Annotated in this window: 17 protein-coding genes and 1 pseudogene; 8 read left to right on the top strand and 10 right to left on the bottom strand. The window is 74.1% G+C overall.

What is annotated here, in order from left to right; genetic code table 11:
- Positions 1–114: 114 nt before the first annotated feature.
- From KCH_RS35455 to KCH_RS45630, 3 genes are read right to left on the bottom strand one after another with little or no spacing between them, the layout of a single operon-like run.
- Positions 115–1,458, bottom strand: a complete 1,344-nt coding sequence (locus tag KCH_RS35455; protein WP_035870170.1) for an MFS transporter — start codon at positions 1,456–1,458, stop codon at positions 115–117.
- The gene (locus KCH_RS45635) at positions 1,455–2,300 is read right to left on the bottom strand and encodes an SDR family NAD(P)-dependent oxidoreductase (RefSeq protein WP_051653810.1); all 846 of its coding nucleotides are present in this window, start codon (positions 2,298–2,300) and stop codon (positions 1,455–1,457) included. The genes KCH_RS35455 and KCH_RS45635 overlap by 4 nt, the downstream gene beginning before the upstream one ends.
- On the bottom strand, positions 2,297–3,622 hold the full coding sequence (locus KCH_RS45630) for a flavin-containing monooxygenase (protein ID WP_035870166.1): 1,326 nt from the start codon (positions 3,620–3,622) through the stop codon (positions 2,297–2,299). The genes KCH_RS45635 and KCH_RS45630 overlap by 4 nt, the downstream gene beginning before the upstream one ends.
- A 133-nt stretch (positions 3,623–3,755) precedes the next feature.
- Between KCH_RS45630 and KCH_RS35440 the strand changes: the two genes are divergently transcribed.
- From KCH_RS35440 to KCH_RS35430, 3 genes are all read left to right on the top strand, one after another.
- Positions 3,756–4,394: a TetR/AcrR family transcriptional regulator gene (locus KCH_RS35440; protein ID WP_035870163.1), complete on the top strand. Its 639-nt coding sequence runs from the start codon at positions 3,756–3,758 to the stop codon at positions 4,392–4,394.
- A 238-nt stretch (positions 4,395–4,632) separates the two neighbouring features.
- A complete protein-coding gene (locus KCH_RS35435; protein ID WP_035870161.1) occupies positions 4,633–5,973 on the top strand; it encodes an MFS transporter in 1,341 nt (446 codons plus the stop codon).
- A 28-nt stretch (positions 5,974–6,001) separates the two neighbouring features.
- Entirely contained in the window at positions 6,002–6,616 is a 615-nt protein-coding gene (locus KCH_RS35430; protein ID WP_035870159.1) for a TetR/AcrR family transcriptional regulator, read from the top strand.
- An 18-nt stretch (positions 6,617–6,634) separates the two neighbouring features.
- Here KCH_RS35430 and KCH_RS35425 read toward each other — a convergent pair whose 3' ends face one another.
- The 3 genes and pseudogenes from KCH_RS35425 to KCH_RS47710 form a co-directional block, all read right to left on the bottom strand.
- Entirely contained in the window at positions 6,635–7,021 is a 387-nt protein-coding gene (locus KCH_RS35425; RefSeq protein WP_051653808.1) for a hypothetical protein, read from the bottom strand.
- A 91-nt stretch (positions 7,022–7,112) separates the two neighbouring features.
- Positions 7,113–8,414, bottom strand: coding sequence for an NsdA family TPR-like regulatory protein (locus KCH_RS40585; RefSeq protein ID WP_482793304.1), 1,302 nt, complete (start codon positions 8,412–8,414; stop codon positions 7,113–7,115).
- Positions 8,309–8,698, bottom strand: a pseudogene (locus KCH_RS47710) (helix-turn-helix domain-containing protein); the annotation flags it as partial. The pseudogene KCH_RS47710 and the gene KCH_RS40585, both read right to left, overlap by 106 nt.
- A gap of 81 nt (positions 8,699–8,779) precedes the next feature.
- On the opposite strand from KCH_RS47710, the gene KCH_RS35415 reads away from it, so the two are divergent.
- Positions 8,780–11,971, top strand: a complete 3,192-nt coding sequence (locus KCH_RS35415; protein WP_035870157.1) for a M28 family peptidase — start codon at positions 8,780–8,782, stop codon at positions 11,969–11,971.
- A 106-nt stretch (positions 11,972–12,077) separates the two neighbouring features.
- Here the strand turns inward: KCH_RS35415 and KCH_RS35410 are convergent, their stop codons facing one another.
- Positions 12,078–12,923 (bottom strand): hypothetical protein, encoded by an 846-nt coding sequence (locus KCH_RS35410; RefSeq protein ID WP_035870154.1) that lies wholly within the window; start codon positions 12,921–12,923, stop codon positions 12,078–12,080.
- Positions 12,924–13,085: 162 nt separating this feature from the next.
- Between KCH_RS35410 and lepB the strand changes: the two genes are divergently transcribed.
- Both lepB and KCH_RS35400 read left to right on the top strand, forming a co-directional pair.
- Positions 13,086–13,826 carry a signal peptidase I gene (gene lepB, locus KCH_RS35405; protein ID WP_051653805.1) on the top strand — a complete coding sequence of 247 codons (741 nt, stop codon included), beginning with the start codon at positions 13,086–13,088 and terminating at the stop codon, positions 13,824–13,826.
- A gap of 41 nt (positions 13,827–13,867) precedes the next feature.
- Positions 13,868–14,203: a cupin domain-containing protein gene (locus KCH_RS35400; protein ID WP_051653804.1), complete on the top strand. Its 336-nt coding sequence runs from the start codon at positions 13,868–13,870 to the stop codon at positions 14,201–14,203.
- Between the two features lie 22 nt (positions 14,204–14,225).
- On the opposite strand, the gene KCH_RS35395 is transcribed toward KCH_RS35400, so the two are convergent.
- Positions 14,226–14,780 (bottom strand): NIPSNAP family protein, encoded by a 555-nt coding sequence (locus KCH_RS35395; protein ID WP_244305585.1) that lies wholly within the window; start codon positions 14,778–14,780, stop codon positions 14,226–14,228.
- Complete coding sequence (locus KCH_RS35390) at positions 14,777–15,256, bottom strand: hypothetical protein (RefSeq protein ID WP_035870152.1); 480 nt, start codon at positions 15,254–15,256, stop codon at positions 14,777–14,779. The genes KCH_RS35395 and KCH_RS35390 overlap by 4 nt, the downstream gene beginning before the upstream one ends.
- A 64-nt stretch (positions 15,257–15,320) precedes the next feature.
- Between KCH_RS35390 and KCH_RS35385 the strand changes: the two genes are divergently transcribed.
- Both KCH_RS35385 and KCH_RS35380 read left to right on the top strand, forming a co-directional pair.
- Entirely contained in the window at positions 15,321–16,256 is a 936-nt protein-coding gene (locus KCH_RS35385; protein ID WP_035870149.1) for a helix-turn-helix transcriptional regulator, read from the top strand.
- Positions 16,257–16,292: 36 nt separating this feature from the next.
- Entirely contained in the window at positions 16,293–17,219 is a 927-nt protein-coding gene (locus tag KCH_RS35380; protein WP_035870148.1) for a DUF389 domain-containing protein, read from the top strand.
- A 15-nt stretch (positions 17,220–17,234) separates the two neighbouring features.
- On the opposite strand, the gene KCH_RS35375 is transcribed toward KCH_RS35380, so the two are convergent.
- Entirely contained in the window at positions 17,235–18,827 is a 1,593-nt protein-coding gene (locus KCH_RS35375; protein ID WP_035870145.1) for an MFS transporter, read from the bottom strand.
- Positions 18,828–18,939: the final 112 nt, after the last annotated feature.

Raw genomic sequence — 18,939 nt, 5'->3', positions numbered from 1 at the left:
GGCCGAGCGCGGCGATCAGCGCGGGGGCGGCGATCAGCGAGAAGCCCATGCCGGTGGCGGCCTGCGCGAACGCGCCGAGCGCGACGGCCGCCACCGCGAGGGTCTCGGGGCCGGTCACGGTGTGCGGTCCAGGGTGCAGCGGCGCTGGAACCACAGGGCGACGGCCATCAGGGCGGCGGGCAGCACGGTGAAGCCGAACAGCAGGGCGTCGAGTGCGGTGCCGCTCTGCGCGGCGGTGTGGCCGCCGGTGCTGGAGACGAAGCCGCCGAGTGCGAGGGCGGCGGAGTACAGGTAGGGGCCGACGGCGGTGCCGGTGGCCTCGGTGGCGGTCCACACGCCGGTGTAGGCGCCGGCCTTGGCGTCGCCGGTGGTGTCGGCGGCGTTGACGGCGTCGGACAGCATGGAGAACGCGAACAGTTGCAGGCCGGAGAAGGCGATGCCCATGGCCATCACGACGACGGCGGTGAGCGCGGTGCCGGCGCCGCCGCCGAGCCGGGCGCCGGGCAGCAGGGCGAGCGAGCCGGCGGCGAACACGGCCTGGGAGAGCAGCAGTCCGCGCTGTTTTCCGATCCGCCGCGACCACGCCGTCCAGCCGGGTCCGGCGAACATCGCGGGGGCGAGGAACAGGCCCATGAACAGCGCCGTCAGTTTGGCGTTGTGGAACAGGTACTGGGTGACGTAGGGCAGCGCGGCCAGGAACAGGTGGGTGGTGGTGCCGGTGAACAGGTAGGACAGCACCAGGGCGCGGAAGTTGCGGTCCCGGCCGGCGATCCGCAGGTCGGCGAGGGTGGAGTGGCCGGCGCGCGGGTCGGGCGGGCGGAAGCCGCAGGCGTCGGTGAGGCGGCGCACGCCGCGCAGCGCGACGGCGGCGGAGGCGGTCATGGCGACGGCCAGCAGCAGGGCCATCCGGGTGTAGTCGGCGCGGCCGCCGCCGGCGGCGAGGGCGGGTGCGGCGACGCCGGCGCCGAGCAGACCCACCGTCAGCAGCACCATCCGGAACATGAAGACCCGGGTCCGCTCGTGGTAGCCGACGAGCAGGTCGGACGGGGTGGTGAGGTAGGGCACCTGGAAGGCGGCGAACAGCAGGTTGCCGGCGACCAGCCAGCCTCCGACCCACAACGCGGCGGGCACGCCGGTGAGTTGGCCGGGGACGGTGAACATGGCGGCCATCGCCGGGCCGAGCAGCAGTCCGGTGCGCATCATCCGGCGGCGGTGGCCGTGGGTGCGGGCCTGCCGGTCGGAGCGGGAGCCGAGCAGCGGGTGCACCACGATGTCGACGATCTTGGGCAGCAGCAGGGCGAGTCCGGCGAACGCGGCGGGGACGCCGAGCACGTCGGTGAGGAAGTAGAGCAGCAGCAGGCCGGGCACGGTGACCCAGACGCCCATGCCGACGGAGCCGGTGGCGTACCGGGTGAGGGTGCGGCGGTCCGCCCGGGGCGGGGCCTGAGGGTCCGTCACGGGGTGCTCCGGTGGCGGGCGGCGACGCCGGCGGCGAGCGGGGCGTCGTCGAAGGAGCCGGCGGCGGCGCGCGCGGCGAGGGTCTTCCGGACGATCCGGTCGGTGAGGGCGGGCAGGTGCCGGGCGAGGAAGAACTCGATCGCGCCCTTGCGGGTGGTGGGCAGGTCGCGGCGGGCCCGGACGGCGAGCGCGGCGCGTTCGACGGTGTCGACGACGCCTTCGAGCGGCTCGTAGACGCTCATGCCGTCCAGCGAGAGTCCGGCGGCCTTGGTGGAGTCGTGGATGGGGCTGCGCACGGCGGACGGGTAGACGCAGCTGACGGTGACGTGGGTGGCGAGTTCGAGGCGCAGCGCGTCGGCGTAGGCGACCATGGCGCGCTTGGAGGCGCCGTAGGCGGCGGCCAGCGGGAGCTGCATGACGGCCATCCGGGAGGTGACCATGACGACCCGGCCGCGGGCGGCGACCAGCGCGTCGACGCAGGCGGCGGTGGTGCGCCAGGTGCCGAGCAGGTTGATCTCCAGCTGGCGGCGGACTTCGTCGCCGGGGGCGAGTTCGGCGGGGGCGGGCCCGCCGATGCCGGCGTTGTTGACCAGGATGTCGAGGCCGCCGAGGGTGTCGAGGGCTTCGGCGACGGCGGTGGTGACGCTGGTGTCGTCGGTGAGGTCGCACCGGAGGACGGTGAACGGTTCGTCGCCGGTGGGGCGCAGGTCGAGGCCGACGACGTGGGCGCCGGCCCGGGTGAGGCGTTCGCCGAGGGAGCGGCCGATGGTGCCGGAGGCGCCGGTGATCAGGACGCGGCGGCCGCGCGGGTCCTGACGGCGGTCGAACAGTCGGATCGTCATATCGCAGCCTTCGTGGTGGGGTTGAGGCCGGCCCGGCGGGCGCCGGCCCGCAGTTCGCGCGGCACGGCGGCGGTGTACTGGTCGAAGTCGATCCGCATCATGGGCCGCTTGGCGCCCCAGCGGCGGACGGCGGCGGCGTGCGCCCGGCGGACCTGGGCGCGCTGCTCCGCGGGCGCGGGCAGCGCGTACCGGCCGGCCAGGTGGGCGGCGACCAGCTTGCCCTGGGCCTCGACCACGGGGAGCGCGGCGCCGGTGGACTGCATCAGGCCGACGAAGCTCAGCGTGGGGTCGTCGAGGTGGAACACCCGCTGGTAGAGCGGCATGGCCTCGGGGTCGTCGCCGGTCCAGCGCGCGTCCAGGAACGGGATGGTGACGTGGTATCCGGTGGCCCAGACGATCACGTCGACCCGGTCGGCGGTGCCGTCGGTGAACACCACCCGGTCGCCGTCCAGCCGTTCGATGCCGGGGCGGGCCTCGACCTCGCCGTGGGTGAGCCGGTGCAGGATGGTGTCGCTGATGGTGGGGTGGTTCTGGAACAGCCCGCCGGCCGGCTTCGGCAGCCCGTACCGCTCGGGGGTGCCGACGGCGAGCCGCAGCACGGTCTGCGCGACGGCCTGCCGGATCCGCCAGGGCAGGACGGCGAGCGCGCCGCCGGTGGCGTCGGCGGGGCGGCCGAACAGGTACTTGGGCACGATGTGGCTGCCGTGCCGGGCGGACAGCAGCACCGGCCCGTCCGCCACGTAGGAGGCGTCGACGGCGATGTCCATCGCGGAGTTGCCCATGCCGACGACCAGCACCTTCCGGCCCCGGTAGGCCTCGGCGTCGCGGTGGTCGTGGGCGTGCAGCTGGGTGCCGTCGAACTGCCCGGGGTAGCCGGGGCTGGGCCACTTCGGGTCGCGGTTGTGGCCGTTGGCGACCACCACGGCGTCGTACCCGCCGACCTCGCCGTCCGCGGTCTCCACCGCCCAGCGCGCCTCGGTGCGGCGGACGGCGGTGACGGCGGCGTGGAACCGGATCCGCCCGGTGACGCCGAACCGCTCGGCGTACTCGGCGAGGTAGCCCGCCACCCTGGCCGCGGACGGGTAGTCGGGCCAGTGCGCCGGCATCGGGTGGTCGGCGAACTGGGTGCGGCCCTTGCTGGTGTTCAGGTGCAGGCTGTCGTACGCGGGGGACGCCCCGGCGCTGTCGTCGCCCGCCCACAGGCCGCCGACCCGGTCGCCGCGTTCCAGCACGGTGACGTCGAGACCCTGGTCGAGCAGCGCCTTGGCCGTGGCGAGCCCGGCCGCGCCGGCGCCGATCACCGCCACCTTCGTGGAGCCCATGGCCGGGCCCTCCTCTCTGCGGAAGGCGCTCATTCAATCGAATGATGGAGGAATGGGCAATGCTCTGTGACCTGGCTTTTCCGCCTCCGTCACACGATTGAAACCGGCACGACACGTCCGGTAGCCTCGGGCCATGAGCACCCGGTCCGAGGACGGTCCCCGCGAACGCATCCTGGCCACGGCCACCCGCCTGTTCGCCGAGCGCGGGTACGACGCCACCAGCACCCGGGCGATCGGCGACGCGGTCGGCCTGAACATCGCCACCGTCGCCTACCACGTCGGCGCCAAGCCGGAGCTGTACCGCGAGGTGATGCGCCGCGCGCACCTCGCGCAGCGCGAGGTGGTCACCGAGGCGGTCCGCCGGCTGCACGCCTGCGGCCCGTCCGCCGAGGAGACCCGGGCGGCGCTGCTCGCCTTCGTGGACGCCTACCTGTCGTTCTGCCTGAGCCACCCCGAGGTCCCGGCGCTGTGGATGCGCCGCTGGCTGGCCGAGGGCTCCGACCTGTCGGACATCGAGACCGAGTTCGCCGGCCCGCTGGTCGCCGAGGTCGCCACCACCGTCCAGCAGGTCCTGGCCCGGGCCGGCATCGGCGCGGGCGTGGACGTCGAGATGCTGGTGTTCACCATCGTCTGGACGTCCCACTCCTTCGGCCAGGCCGGCGTGATCGACCCGGCCGGCCGCCGCCTGGGCCCGCTCGACCTGCCGGTTCTCGAGCGTTTCCGCCGCCACCTGCACACCGTCGTCAACGGCGTTCTCGACCAGCACCCCTGACGCCCCGTCACCCTCCGGGCCTCCGAACGGCGCCGCCGGGCGCTCCCGGCTCCCCCATTCCCACCCCCGCCCCCGAACCTCGAACTCGAACAGCACTGTTCAAGTTCGAGGTTTTCCGGTATCCCTTAACCCGTACATCACTGTTCGAGTTATCGGGGGCGCCCATGCACGGCACCGCACACCACCCGCCTTCCGCCCACCGGGCCGCCCCGCCCCGGGCCGCCGGCTGCTGCTCGGGGTGCTCTGCCTGGCCCAGTTCATGCTGATCGTCGACGTCACGGTGATCAACGTGGCGCTGCCCTCGATCGGCGCCGACCTGCACCTCGGCCGCTCGGCGCTGACCTGGGCGGTCACCGCGTACACGCTCTGCTTCGGCGGGCTGATGCTGCTCGGCGGGCGGCTGGCCGACGCGTACGGGGCGCGCCGGATCCTGACGGCCGGTCTGGTCCTGTTCACCGCGGCCTCGTTGGCGGGCGGCCTCGCCGACGGGCCCGGCGTCCTGCTGGCCGCGCGCTCCGCGCAGGGGGTGGGCGCGGCGCTGGTCTCCCCGGCCGCGCTGGCCGCGCTCACCCGGGCCTTCGACGGGCCGGAGCGCACCCGGGCGCTCGGCGTGTGGGCGATGCTCGGCGGGATCGGCTTCGCGGCCGGCGCGATGCTCGGCGGGCTGCTCACGGCGGGCCCGGGCTGGCACTGGGTGTTCTTCGTCAACCTGCCGGTCGGCGTCGGCGTGCTCGCCGCCCTGCCCGCCCTGCTCCCGTCCCCCACGCCGTCCGCGGCGGGGCGGATCGACCTGCCGGGCGCGCTGCTGGTCACCGCCGCCACCGGCGCGCTGATCCTCGGCCTGGTCAACGCCGGTGACGACGGCTGGAGTTCGGCCGGCGTCCTGCTGCCGGTGCTCGGCTCGGCGCTGCTCTACGCCCTGTTCGCCGCCGTGGAGCGCCGGACGGCGGCCCCGCTGATGGACGTGCGCCTGCTGGGCCGCCGCCCGGTCGCCGCCGGGTCGCTGCTGATGCTGGTCGCCACCGCGCTGCTGCTCGGCCTGGTGTTCCTCGGCTCGCTGTACCTCCAGGACGTCCGGCGGCTGTCCGCGCTCGCCACCGGCGCGCTGGTGCTGCCGATGGCGGCGGGCACCGCCGTCGCCGCCCACCTGACGGGCCGTCTGCTGGCGCACCTCGGGGTCCGGGCGGTGGCCGCCGCGGGCCTGCTGCTCGCTGCGGGCGGCAGCGTCCTGCTGGCGTTCACCGACGGGCCGGGCTGGACGGTGGCGGGGCTGACGCTCGCCGGGTTCGGCGTCGTCCCGGTGCTGGTCTGCGCGACCACCACCGCGCTCGGGTTCGTCCCGCACCGGGAGGCGGGTGTGGCCTCCGGGGTGGTCAACACCTTCCACGAGGTCGGCGGGGCGATCGGCATCGCGGTGGTGTCCACTGTCGCCGCGCCCGGCATCACCGCGCACTCCCCGGAGGGCTTCCGGGCCGCGCACCTGGTGCTCGCCGGGGTCGCGCTGCTGACGGCCGCGCTCGCGCCCGTCCTGGTCCCGCCGGGCCGGGCCGAACGCCCGGCCGGGATGCACGCGCACTGAGCCGGGCGGCGCTGCCTAGACTCCGGGCATGGAATCCGACCAGCGCGCCGCCGCGCCCACCCGGCGGGCCGGCTCCGGCCAGCCCCGCCGGGCCGACGCCGAACGCAACACCGCCGCGATCCTGGCCGCCGCCGCCGGGTGCTTCGCCCGCGACCCGCAGGCCAGCATGACCGAGATCGCCTCCGCGGCGGGCGTCGGCCGGGTCACCCTCTACGCCCACTTCCCGTCCCGGGAGGCGCTGCTCGGCGAACTGATGGACCGTGCGCTCCGCGAGGTCGCCGCCGCCGTCGCCGCCCAGCACCTCGACCGCTCCCCGGCCGACCGGGCCCTGCGCACCCTGCTCCGCTCGTCCTGGCACCTGCTCGACCGCAACCTGCGGATGCTGCACGCCGCCCGGCGCGCACTGCCCTCGGAGACCGTCGAGGAACGCCACACCGACGTCCTCGCCGCCGTCGAGCAGCTGATCACCCGCGGCCAGGACGAGGGCGCCTTCCGCACCGACCTGCCCGCCCACTGGCTGGTCACCAGCGTCTACACGCTGATCCTCGCCGCGGGCGACCAGGTCGAGTCGGGCCGCTTCTCCTCCGCGGAGGCGCTCTCCGCACTCGAAGCGACCGTCGACTCGGCCCTCCGACCCGCCTGACGGTTCCCTGTCGGAGCGTCAGCGCCCGTCGCGCGGACGCTCCCACTCCTCCGGCTCGTCCGGCCCGTACTCCGCCTCGGCCTGCTCGCGCAGCTTCTGCGCCCGCTTCTCCGACGCCGCCCGCTCCTCCGGCGAGAGGTTCTCCGCCGCGGTCCGCATCTCCCCGAGCCGCGCCCCGATCGCCGAGAGGTACCGGTCCGACTCCACCACGTCCTTCATCCCGATCCGCCCGCTGAGCACCTCCCGGGCCATCTGCTGCAACTCCGGCCCGACACTGTCCGTCTTGGCGATCGTCCGCAACGCCCGGTGCAACTCCGCCGCCTGCGCCGGGTTGTCCGCCACATCCAGCAGTTCCTCGTCCGAGATCTCCGGACCGTCCAGCTCACGATCGTCTGCTGCACCCACGGCTGCTCCCCCTCGGGATTCGGTGATCAAAAAATCATAGTCGCCGCCCCGAAGGACGTCACACCTCAGGCGGAACCCCGCCGGCGCCGGGTCAGATGGCTGCGGCCAGGCGGGCCGCCGTTTCGGTGGCGGTGGGGCCCCAGCGGGGGGCTCCGGCGGTGAGGCGGGCGCGCAGGCCGCGGAGTTCGTGGCGGACCAGGGCGGGGAGGGCGCCCGGCGGGGTGTCGAGCAGGGGGGTGAGGGTGGCGACGGCGGTGTGCGGGTCGTCCTGGCAGAGGTGGCAGTCGGCGATCCGGACCGTCAGCATGGCGCGGGCGGAAGGGAGTTCGCCGGTGCCGAGCAGGCCGAGCGCGGTGTGCGCGGCGGCCAGCGCGCGGCGGGCGAGGCGGGGGTCGCCGCTCGCCGCGGCGAGGTCGCGCAGGGCGGCGGCGGAGCCGGATTCGACCCGCATCCGGAGGGCGGGCGGGGCGAGCCAGGAGACCAGGCCGGAGGCGTCCTCGGGCCGTTCGAGGTGGTGGCGGGCCCGGCCGAGGTGGCGGACGGTGGCGCGGACGTCGCCGGCCAGCGCGGTGGCCCGGGCCTCGCCGATCTGGGAGAGCGCGCCGGACCAGTGGTGTCCGGGTGCGGCGTGCCGGATCTCGCGGGCGTAGTCGCGGGAGGAGGCGGGGTCGTCGTCGAGGAGTCCGAGGACGGCCATGTCGCTGAGCGCGGCGACCTGGGTGGTGGGGTCGCCCGCCAGCGCGGCCCAGCCGACGGCGCGGTCGAAGCAGGACATCGCGGTGGCGGGCCGTCCGCCGTGCAGGCGCAGGCTGCCCGCGGCGTGGGCGTGTTCGGCGGCGAGCCGGGCGAGCACCCGGCGGTGCCGGGCGGGGGCGTCGGCGAGCCGGGCGACCACGGCGCGCAGCGTCGCCTCGATCACGGCGCCGGGTCCGCGTTCGCCCATCGCCCTTTCCGCGCTGTGGAGTTGGGCGCCGAGGACGGCGGTGAGGGCGTGCACGGTGTCGGTGTCGAGCGGCCCGGCGAGGTCGGCGCAGAACGCGGCGTGCAGGGCCAGTGCGACCTCGGGGGGCGGGAGTTCGCAGCCGGCGGCGCCGTGCAGCGGGCACTGGAGGTCGTAGTGCGGGAGCCGGGTGGGGCACTGGTCGGCGACGACCAGGGGTGTCGTGGTGTCGCCGGGCGGCAGCGGGGGCGCAGCAGGTGGGCGGGGAGGGCGGGTCGCTCGGCCTCGGCGGTTTCGGCGCGCCCGTAGCAGCGGGTCAGTTCGCCGCTGGCGGAGAGGAGTTCGTCGAGGCGGCGGACGAGCCGGGGGGTGGCGCGGCGGGCGCCGTGTTCGAGTCGGCTGACGGCGGTGTGGTCGTAGCCGACGGCGGCGCCGAGTTGGGCCTGGGTCCAGCCGGCCTGGCGGCGCCAGTGGCGCAGGAGTGCGCCGAATTCCTGCCAGCTTCCGCTGTCCGGTGCCGCGACCGGTTCGGTTGCGCCCAGCATCCGCCGCCACCTCCCCGAAGGTTCTGCTGCGTCCGCCCGTGCGGGGGCGGTATCGAGACCGTACCGAACCGACCGGGGCCGCGTACATGGCGTGGTCTGTACCTGTTCTTTGCCAACTGGGTGCGGCGTCGCGGTATTTGACGGAACTTGCCAGCCCTTGGTGTGCCCTGTCAGGTCCGTTGACCGTGGCATGGCGAGGGTGTGAGGGTTCCGGGCACCCCCACACCCGTGGCACCCCTCACTCGGGGCACCCCCACACCATTTGGAGCTCTGATGAAACGCAGATTGCTGACCGCCGGCACCACCCTGGCCGTGCTGGGCGGCATGCTGGGTGGTTTCGCCGGTCAGGCGTCCGCCGCCCCCACGCCCGCTCCGCTCGCGCCGACGCCGCTGGCCGCGGCGGTCTCGGCGGCGGATCTGGCCGCCTCGGCCGGACTGGACGCGCTGGCCAAGGGTCCTGACGAGTCGTACGAGCGGCAGTCCGTCACCCCCTTCCTCGGCGGCCTGTACTCGGTGTCGTACCAGCGCAGTTACCGGGGCCTGCCGGTGGTCGGCGGCGACGCGGTGGTGCTCGCCGACGGCCAGGGCAAGGTCCGGGCGGTGCAGAACGCGGCCTCGGGCCCGGTCGGGGTGCCGACGAAGGCGAAGGTGAGCGCGGCGGCCGCGGAGTCGGCGGCGCGGACGAAGCTGGCGAAGGTGGACTCGGCGGAGGCGCCGCGCCTGGTGGTCCGGGTCAAGGACGGCACCTCGCGGCTGGCCTGGGAGTCGGTGCTGTCGGGTTCGGCCGAGGGCCGCCCGAGCCACCTGCACGTGTTCGTCGACGCGATCACCGGCGAGGTCGCCGACAGCTACGACGACGTCAAGGCCGGCACCATCAACAGCAAGTGGAACGGCCCGGCGGGTCTGACCATCTCGACCACCGGCTCGGGCAGTTCGTACTCGCTGCGCGACCCGAGCCGTCCGGGCCTGCAGTGTTCGGACTACTCGACCGGTCAGGTCTTCAGCAAGTCCTCCGACTCCTGGGGCACGGGTGCCGCGACCTCGAAGGAGACCGGCTGCGCCGACGCGATGTTCGCGGCGCAGAAGGAGTGGGACATGCTCCGCGACTGGCTGGGCCGCAACGGCCACAACGGCAACGGCGGCAGCTGGCCGGTCAAGGTCGGCCTGAACGACGTCAACGCGTACTGGGACGGCTCGACCATCTCGATCGGCCACAGCCAGGCGAACGAGTGGATCGCCGCGATCGACGTGGTGGGCCACGAGTTCGGCCACGGCCTGGACCAGTACACGCCGGGCGGCGCGAACAACGAGGCGGGCCTGGGCGAGGCGACCGGCGACATCATGGGTGCGCTGACCGAGGCGTACGCCAACGAGCCGGCGCCGTACGACAGTCCGGACTACACGGTCGGCGAGATGATCAACCTGGTCGGGCAGGGCCCGATCCGGGTGATGTACAACCCCTCCCAGGTCTCCGGCAACCCGAACTGCTACTCGGCGTCGATCCCGAACACCGAGGAGCACGCGGCGGCCGGCCCGCTGAACCACTGGTTCTACCTGCTGGCGGAGGGCTCGAACCCGGGCGGCGGCAAGCCGTCCAGCCCGACCTGCAACTCGTCCTCGGTGACCGGCATCGGCATCCGCGACGCGGGCCGGGTGTTCTACGGCGGCATGCTGCTGAAGACCAGCGGCATGACGTACAAGAAGTACCGCACGGCGACCCTGACGGCGGCCAAGAACCTGGACGCCACCTGCAACTTCTTCAACCGCACCAAGGCCGCGTGGGACGCCGTCAGCGTGCCGGCCCAGGCCGGCGACCCGACCTGCACGGGCACCCCGACCAGTGACTACTCGCTGGCGCTGAACCCGTCCGCGGGCACCGTCCAGGCGGGCGCGTCGACCACGGCGACGGTGTCGACCGCGATCGTCTCGGGCCCGGCGGCCAACGTCTCGCTGTCGGTCAGCGGCGCCCCGTCCGGCACCACCGCGACGGTCTCGCCGTCGACCGTGCAGTCCGGCGGCTCGGCGACGCTGAACATCGGCGTCGGCGCGAACACCCCGGCGGGCACCTACACCCTGACCGTCACCGGCAGCGGGCCGGCCACCCACACCGCGCAGTACCAGCTGACGGTGGGCGGCGGCGGCAACCCGGGCGGCTCGGCCCCGGACATCAACGTGGCCAACGTGCAGGCGCACCTGAGCCAGCTGTACACGATCGCGCAGCAGAACGGCGGCAACCGCCGTGCGGGCACCGCGGGTTACTCGCAGTCGCTGGCGTACGTCAAGGGCAAGCTGCAGGCGGCGGGCTACCAGGTCTCCGAGCAGACCTGCACCTCCTGCTCGTACACCTCGAACAACCTGATCGCGGACTGGCCGGGCGGCCCGTCGGACCAGGTCACCATGTTCGGCGCGCACCTGGACTCGGTCTCGGCCGGCCCGGGCATCAACGACAACGGCTCCGGTTCCGCGGTGCTGCTGGAGAACGCGCTCGTGCTGGCGCAGCAGAACCCGTCCATGAGCCGGCACGTCCGGTTCGCCTGGTGGGCGGGTGAGGAGCAGGGCATGCAGGGTTCGGCGTACTACGTCGGCCAGCTGTCCTCGACCCAGCGTGCGGCGATCAAGGGCTACTACAACTTCGACATGGTCGGCTCCCCCAACGCCGGCTACTTCATCAACAACGTCAACTCGGCCACCGCGGCCCCGCTGAAGGCGTACTGGGACTCGCTGAACCTCCAGCCGGAGGAGAACGTCGAGGGCCAGGGCCGTTCCGACGACTACTCCTTCCAGCAGGGCGGCATCCCGACCTCGGGCTACGCGGCCGGCGCGGACGCGGTCAAGACCACCTCGCAGGCCAGCAAGTGGGGCGGCACGGCGGGCCGTTCGTACGACTCCTGCTACCACTCGTCCTGCGACACCACCTCCAACGTCGACGCGACGGTGCTGAACCGCAACGCCGACGGCGTGGCGTACGCGATCTGGAAGACCTCGGTCTCCGGCACCACGGTGCCCGCGAACGACTTCAGCGTCTCGGTGAACCCGGCCACCGGCACCGTCCAGGCCGGCTCGGCGGCGACCGCGACGGTCTCCACCGCCACCACCTCCGGCTCGGCGCAGAGCCTGTCGCTGACCGCGAGCGGCGCGCCGTCGGGTGCGAGCGTCTCGTTCAGCCCGTCCACCGTCTCCAGCGGCGGCAGCTCCTCGATGACGGTCAGCACCTCCGCGTCCACCCCGGCCGGGACGTACTCGATCACCGTGACCGGCACCGGCGCCTCGGCCACCCACGCCACCACCTTCACCCTGGTGGTGAACGGCGGCGGCAGCGGCGGCACCACCTGGGCGGCCGGCGTCAACTACAACGTGGGTGACACCGTCACCTACAACGGCGTCAGCTACCGCTGCCTGCAGGCGCACCTGTCGCAGAGCACCTGGACGCCGGACGTGGTCCCCGCCCTCTGGCAGCGCGTCTAGCCGCGGGGTGCAGTAACACAGGGGCGGGTGTGCCGCGGCCGGTTGGGGGACAGGCCGCGGCACACCCGCCCCTTCACGCGGTCCTGGGGCTTTCCCTGGCGTCCTGTCAGTCGGGCAGCCGGACGACGGCGGTGCCGGCCTGGGACTCGCCGAAGCCCCAGGCCGCGACGAGCGTGCCGCCGACCGCGTCGGTGACGTCGCTCCACGACCAGTGCTCGGCGCCGCTGTAGTGGCCGCCCTCGCTGCGCGCGTCGGCCTCGGAGCGGCAGAGCATCCGCAGGTGGTCGCGGAGCGCGGGGTGCGCGACGGTGCGCAGCCGCTCCTCCCAGGGCTCGGCGGCGACCGGGCGGCCGCCGAAGTCGTGGGCGGTGACCAGGTGTTCGGGGCCGCGCTCGGTGAAGGTGGCGGCCCGCATCGCGTCGTGCAGGGTGCCGTCGGTGGCGACCCGCAGCACGACGGTCAGCCAGTAGTTGAGCTTCTTGCAGGCCTTGCCGGTCAGGTCGACGCCGTGCCGGCGCAGCAACGGCGCGAGTTGCGCGCCGCGCACCACCGCGCCGTCGGCCTCGTCGGTGGCGGCGACGGCCCGCAGGTCCGCGACGAAGGCCTCGTCGAACGGGCGGGGTCCCTTGTGTCCGTCCGCGCCCCACGGGCCGGTGGCGGCCAGCAGGTCGGGGTCGAAGCGGAACAGCGAGCGAGCGAGGTCGAACTGCCAGTTCCACGGCGAGAACGGGTGCGGGCCGTCCGGGTCGGGCAGGTGGCCGGCCTCGCCGTCGGCGAGGGCGTCGGCGGTGGCCCAGGAGTTGGGGAACAGGAACTCGTCGAGGGTGTCCGAGGCGTGGAACACCGCGAATCCGGTGGCGGCGAGGTCCCCGGCCGGCGCGTCGGCGAGCAGGGCCGCGAAGGCGCCGGCCAGCGCGGCGTCCCACTCGCCGGTGGCCTTGTCGGTCGTCACAGTGTGTCCCTCTTTCCTGTCGTGTCACGGGAGTTGCCGCAAGCTATCGCCTTCCGACGACACCCGCTCTTACGTCCGCCCGACGGGCCGTACCCGTACGATGGCGCGCGGCCGGATCCGCGGATCGGACGGACCGCCGGCCTCCGGGGGAAGGATCGTCCGTTGTCGCACCGTGCCGCGCTGCTCACCGCCACCTCTGCCAGGCTGCGGGCGCTGACGTCCGCGGAGCGGCGGCCGGACCGCCGCCGTCCGGCGTGGCGGGGGCTGCTGGTGCCCGCGGCGGTGGCGCTGGTGCTGGCGTTCGTGCTGAAGACCTTCGTGTTCCAGGTGTTCGTCATCCCGTCCGGCTCGATGATGAACACCCTGAAGAAGGACGACCGGGTCGTGGTCGACAAGTTCAGCCCGTGGCTGGGGGACACGCCGGAGCGGGGCGAGGTGGTGGTGTTCCGCGATCCGGGCGGCTGGCTCGGCGAGGCCCCGGGCGGCGGCGGGGGCGTCCTCGGCGGCGTGCAGACGGCGTTGAGCTGGGTCGGCCTCGCCCCGTCCGCGAACGAGAAGGACCTGATCAAGCGGGTCGTCGCGGTCGCCGGTGACACCGTCGACTGCCGGGCCGGCCACCCGCTGACGGTGAACGGCACCGCCCTCGACGAGCCCTACCTCTTCCCGGGCGCGACGCCCTGCGACGACTACCCGGTCGGCACCGTCACCGTCCCGCCCGGCCACCTGTGGGTGATGGGCGACCACCGCAACGACTCCGCGGACTCCCGCTACCAGCTGCTCCACAACCCGGGCGGCGGCTTCGTCCCGACCGAGAACGTCGTCGGCCGCGCCCGCCTGGTCCTGTGGCCCCTCCCCCGCTGGAGCACCCTCCCCGTCCCCGCCGCCTTCCGCACCCTCGGCTGACCCCTTGGCCGGGGCGGTCCGGCGTGCCAGGATCGGGCCCTGTGGAGATCATCGACAGCGGGCGGTTCCGGCCGGGGGCGGACGGCGGGGCCGAGTACTTGGAGCAACTGCGGGTGCCCGCGCTGAGTTTCGGCACCTACTCGCTGCCGGCCGGGTCGGCGGACGGGCAGTCGCCGCACCGTGAGGACGAGGTGTACGTGGTGACGCAGGGTCGGGGGCGCTTCACCTCCGGCGGCCGGACGGTGGAGGTCGGGCCGGGCACGGCGCTGTTCGTCCCGGCGATGGAGGCGCACCGCTTCCACGACATCGCCGAGGACCTGGTGGCGCTGGTGTTCTTCGCCCCGGCCTACAGCGGCGTTCCGCAGACCGGGGCCTGAGCGGCCGTCAGGGTCCGCCTCCTCAGCCGGTCCGCACGGGTTCCAGCCGCAGGTGCTGGAGCACGGGCCACGGGGGCGGCTCGGCCGGGCCGAACCAGACCCGGGCGTCGAGGCCGGTGCGGACGGGCAGTCGGGGGAAGTCGTTGACGGCGTGTTCGGTGCGGTGGAGGGCGTGCCCGCGGTTCAGGTGCCGGTCCGCGTAGGCGTCGAAGGCGCCGGCGTCCGGGGGGACGCAGATCGTCGCGCCCACCTCGCGGGCGTCGGGCGGCAGCGGGTAGCCGGGTCCGCGCAGCAGCAGGACGTCGTCGCTGTCGAGCATCGTGGCGTTGGCGGCCTCGCGGTGCGCCCGCCAGACCGGGCCGGTGTAGAACGCCTCCAGGGCGCGCCGACGGTGCGTCAGGTCGGGGAAGGCGCGTAGCCAGACGAAGCGGTCGGGGTCGTCGAGGTCGCGGAAGCGCCCGCCGACCGTGATGCCCGCGTCCTGCTGTCCGGTGACGAACTCGCGCTCGAACAGCTCGATCAGGGTCTCTCGGGCGCCGGGGTGCAGGGTGTACTGGCGCAGTTCGACGATGCTCACGCGGCGGCCTCGGCGGGCCCGGCGGTGCGGGTGAGGTCCATGACCCAGTTGAGTTCCCAGGTCCGGCCGCCGTCGGCGGAGAACTCCTGTTCCCAGCGGGCGCGGTCGGGCCCGAGGCGGTGCCAGGTGAAGTGCACCCGGATCGGGCGGCCGTCGTACCGGTCCTCGCCGTGGAAGTCGCCGCGGTCGCCGGTGAAGCCGCCGGTCACGGGCGGGTCGAGCCGGCCGGTGCGGCTGTCGGACCAGTGGATCGCCCACTGCCGGGTCTCCCGGTCGTACAGCCGCAGCGTCGCGCCCTGCCGGCCGAGGGTGGGGAAGGTGATCTCGTCGATGTTGCCGGCGCCGCCGAACAGCGGCCGGACCTCGGAGTGGCCGGGGAACTCCTCCCAGCGACCGCCGGCCGTCTCGGCGAGCGGGGTGGTGAGGCGGCGGTTGGCCACCTGCCAGGTGCCGTGCAGGAAGTCGAAGTCGTTCATGCGCCGCAGGTTAGGGCCGCTCCACTGACATCTGCTGTCAGTGGAGTGCCGCACACTGCTCGGCATGCGTGCGAGCCGCCTGGTCACCCTCCTGCTCCTGCTCCAGAACCGCGGCCGGATGACGGCCGGTCAGCTCGCGGAGGAGCTGGAGGTCTCCGTCCGCACCGTGTACCGGGACGTCGAGGCGCTCGGCTCGGCCGGCGTCCCGCTGTACGGCGAGGCGGGGCACGCGGGCGGCTACCGGCTGGTCGACGGGTACCGGACGCGCCTGACCGGGCTGACGGCGGAGGAGGCGCAGGCCGCGTTCCTCGCCGCGCTGCCCGGCACCGCCGCCGACCTGGGCCTGGGCGGGGCCCTCGCCACGGCCCGGCTCAAGCTCCGCGCCGCGCTCCCGGCGGAGCTGCGCGCGCACGCCGACCGGATCCAGCAGCGCTTCCTGCTCGACGCCCCCGGCTGGTACGCCGACGCCGACGACACCCCGCACCTGACGGCCGTCGCCGACGCGGTGTGGGCGCGGCGCACGGTGCGGTTGCGCTACCGCCGCTGGCGGGCCCCGGAGGAGATCACCCGTCAGGTCCGGCCGTACGGGCTGGTGCTGAAGGCCGGCCGCTGGTACCTGGTCGCCGACGGGCCCTCCGGCCTGCGCACCTACCGGGTCGACCAGATCCTCGAACTCACGGCCCTGGAGGAGGAGTTCACCGTCCCCGAGGACTTCTCGCTGGCCGCGCACTGGTCCCGCGAGCTGGCCGGCTTCCACGCCCGCCTGCACACCGGCCACGCCCTGGTCCGTCTCACCCCGGAGGGCGCCCGCCGCCTCGGCGTCCCACCCGCCGCGGAGGGCTGGACGCGGGCCCGGGTCCCGATCGAGTCGATCGACCACGCCCACGGCGAGTTCCTCCGCCTCGGCACCGACGTCGAGGTCCTGGAGCCGCCCGCGCTCCGCGACCGCCTCGCCGCCACCGTCCGCGCCCTGGCCTCGCGCTACGGCTCTCCGTCCTAAGGTTTGACGGATCGTACGACCGTTCCGGAGGACTCCTTGCTTCAGCTGCGACTCATCGTTCCCGCCGATCTGCGCGGGCAGGTGCTCGACCGGCTCGACGCCTGCGTCGGCGTCGCGCACGTCGCGGTGCTGCCGGGTGGGGCGGTCCGGCCGCCCGGCGATCTGGTGCTGTGCGACGTGGCCCGCGAGGCGGCCGATGAACTCCTCGGCGAGCTGCGGGCGTTGGGCCTGGCCGAGCGCGGGGCGATCGTCATGGACGAGGCGGGGCTGACCATTTCGCGGACCGCCGAGGAGGCGGAGGAGCGGGCCCCGGGCGAGGGCGTGGACGCGCTGGTGTGGGAGGAGGTCTCCGGGATCGTCCACGAGGAGTCCACGCTCAGCTGGGTGTTCCTCGCCCTGCTGACCGTCGCCACCATGCTGGCGGCCTGCGGCGCCGTCCTGGACAGCGCGATCCTGGTGGTCGGCGCGATGGCCGTCGGCCCGGAGTTCGGCCCGCTCGCCGGCCTGTGCGTGGCCGTGGTGCAGCGCCGGGCCCGCCCCGCGGCCCGCTCCCTGCTGGCCCTGGTGGTCGGGTTCACCGTGGCGATGGTCCTCACCGTGGGCTTCGCGCTGCTGATGGACGCCCTCGGCCTGTTCAGCGATGCCAAGTTCGCGGCGGCCCGCCCCAACACCTCGTTCATCTGGCAGCCGGACGCCATGTCGTTCGTGGTCGCCTTCCTGGCGGGCGTCGCGGGCCTGCTGTCGCTGACCTCGGCCAAGGCGTCCGCGCTGGTCGGGGTGGCGATCTCGGTCACCACCGTGCCGGCCGCCGCCAACGCCGCGGTGGCCGTCGCCTACGGCGAGTACGCGCAGGGCTGGGGCTCCGCCGTGCAGTTGGCGCTGAACCTGGGCGGGATCGTGCTGGCGGGCCTGCTCACCCTGCTCGCCCAGCAGGGGGCCTGGCGCTTCGCCCGCCGCCGCTGAGGCCCGCGCGCGGGCTCACTCCGGCGGCCGGGGCGCGGCCCGCTCGGCGGGCAGGTGGCGGGTGAACAGCAGCGCGCCGCCGGTGATCACCGTGCAGGCGAGGACGGCGGACTTGAGGCCCTGGATCTGCGCGTCCCGGTAGTGCTCGACGAGGGCGGCGGCCTCCTGCGGCGGCACGTCCGACCGGGCGGCGAGCGCGGCGGAGACCTGGTCGGCGGGGACGAAGGAGATCCCCGCCGACACGTGCGTGCCGACCTCCTGGGCGACGGCGGCGCTCACCCGCGGATCGCTCTCGATCTTGGCGGTGACGGAGGCGGCGAGGGCGCCGATCAGCAGCGCGCCGATCAGCGCGGTGCCCAGCGAGGAGCCGAGGTTCTGCGCGGTGTACTGCAGGCCGCCGGCCTCGCTGCGCTCCTCCGTCCGCACGCTGGACTGCACGGTGTTGCCCAACTGCGAGGCGAGCAGGCCGAGGCCGATGCCGAGCAGCGCCATCGAGCCGGCGAACGCGCCGCCCTCCAGCTGCGGCCCGATCGCGGTGATCAGCCACAACGTGGCGGCGAGCAGCACCAGCAGGCCGATCCGGACGATCGTCCGGGCGGAGGCGAAGCGCAGCAGCAGCGAGCCGCACATCGAGGTGGCGAGCATCGTCGCGGACACCGGCAGCAGCCGCAGGCCGGTCTGGAACGCGTCCAGCCCCTGCACCACCTGCAGGTACAGCGGGATGACGAAGAACAGGCCGAGCAGGACGGTGTTCTGGTTGAACAGCGTCACCAGGCCCGAGCGCAGCGGCCGGTTGCCGAACAGGTCCAGCGACACCAGCGGTGTCCCGCCCCGCCGTTCGCGGTGCCGCTCGTGGACGCAGAACAGGTACAGCACCGCGGCGCCGAGCCCGACGGCGAACAGCGTGGGCGCGAAGCCGAGGACGGTGAACGGCGGGTTCCGGGGCTGCACCCAGCCCCAACTGCCGCTCTGCAGGACGGCCAGCACCACCAGGGCCAGCCCGGCAGCGGAGAGCGCGGCGCCGAGCACGTCGAGTGCGGGCCGGTCGGCCGGTGCGGGCTGCGGCGGGATCCAGCGCATCACCGCCAGGATCGCCACCACCAGCAGCACTTCGCCCGCGAACACCAGCCGCCAGGTCAGGTAGGTGGTGACCCAGCCGCCGAGCAGCGGGCCGACGGCGATGCCGGCGCCGGCCAGGCCGCCGATCACCCCGTAGGCGACGGCCCGTTCGCGTCCCCGGTAGGAGCCGGCCGCCAGGGCGGCTAGCGCGGGCAGCACCAGCGCGGCGCCCAGCCCTTCGATCACCGACCAGCCGAGCGCGAGCACGCCGACCGTCGGGGCCAGCGCGGTCAGTCCGGAGCCGATGCCGTAGACGATCAGGCCGATGACGAAGACCCGGCGGCGGCCGATCATGTCGCCGATCTTGCCGCCGGTCAGCATGAAGGCCGCCATCACCAGTGTGTAGAGGGTGATGACGGCCTGGATGGTGGTGACTTCGGTGTGGAAGTCCGCGACCAGCTGGCTGATCGACACGTTCATCACCGAGGCGTCGAGCACCATCAGGAACTGCGCCGTCCCGAGGACGATCAGCGGTTTCCACCTGTTCACTGTGCCTCCCGGGCTTCGGCCGGACCGGCAGCCGCCCCGGGTCAGCCGCCGAGGATCCGTGCCTTCTGCGCGGCGAACTCCTCTTCGGTGAGCACGCCTTGGTCCTTGAGCG

Source organism: Kitasatospora cheerisanensis KCTC 2395 (genome assembly GCF_000696185.1).
GTDB classification, from domain to species: Bacteria; Actinomycetota; Actinomycetes; order Streptomycetales; family Streptomycetaceae; genus Kitasatospora; species Kitasatospora cheerisanensis.
This window is presented reverse-complemented; position numbering and strand designations above follow the sequence as displayed.

Bases quoted from the DNA above. Each gene is read 5' to 3' on its own strand.
- KCH_RS35440 (WP_035870163.1), top strand. From the start codon at position 3,756: ATGAGCACCCGGTCCGAGGACGGTCCCCGCGAACGCATCCTGGCCACG.
- KCH_RS45630 (WP_035870166.1), bottom strand. From the start codon at position 3,622: ATGGGCTCCACGAAGGTGGCGGTGATCGGCGCCGGCGCGGCCGGGCTC.
- KCH_RS35415 (WP_035870157.1), top strand. From the start codon at position 8,780: ATGAAACGCAGATTGCTGACCGCCGGCACCACCCTGGCCGTGCTGGGC.
- KCH_RS35390 (WP_035870152.1), bottom strand. From the start codon at position 15,256: ATGAACGACTTCGACTTCCTGCACGGCACCTGGCAGGTGGCCAACCGC.
- KCH_RS45635 (WP_051653810.1), bottom strand. From the start codon at position 2,300: ATGACGATCCGACTGTTCGACCGCCGTCAGGACCCGCGCGGCCGCCGC.
- KCH_RS35385 (WP_035870149.1), top strand. From the start codon at position 15,321: ATGCGTGCGAGCCGCCTGGTCACCCTCCTGCTCCTGCTCCAGAACCGC.
- KCH_RS35430 (WP_035870159.1), top strand. From the start codon at position 6,002: ATGGAATCCGACCAGCGCGCCGCCGCGCCCACCCGGCGGGCCGGCTCC.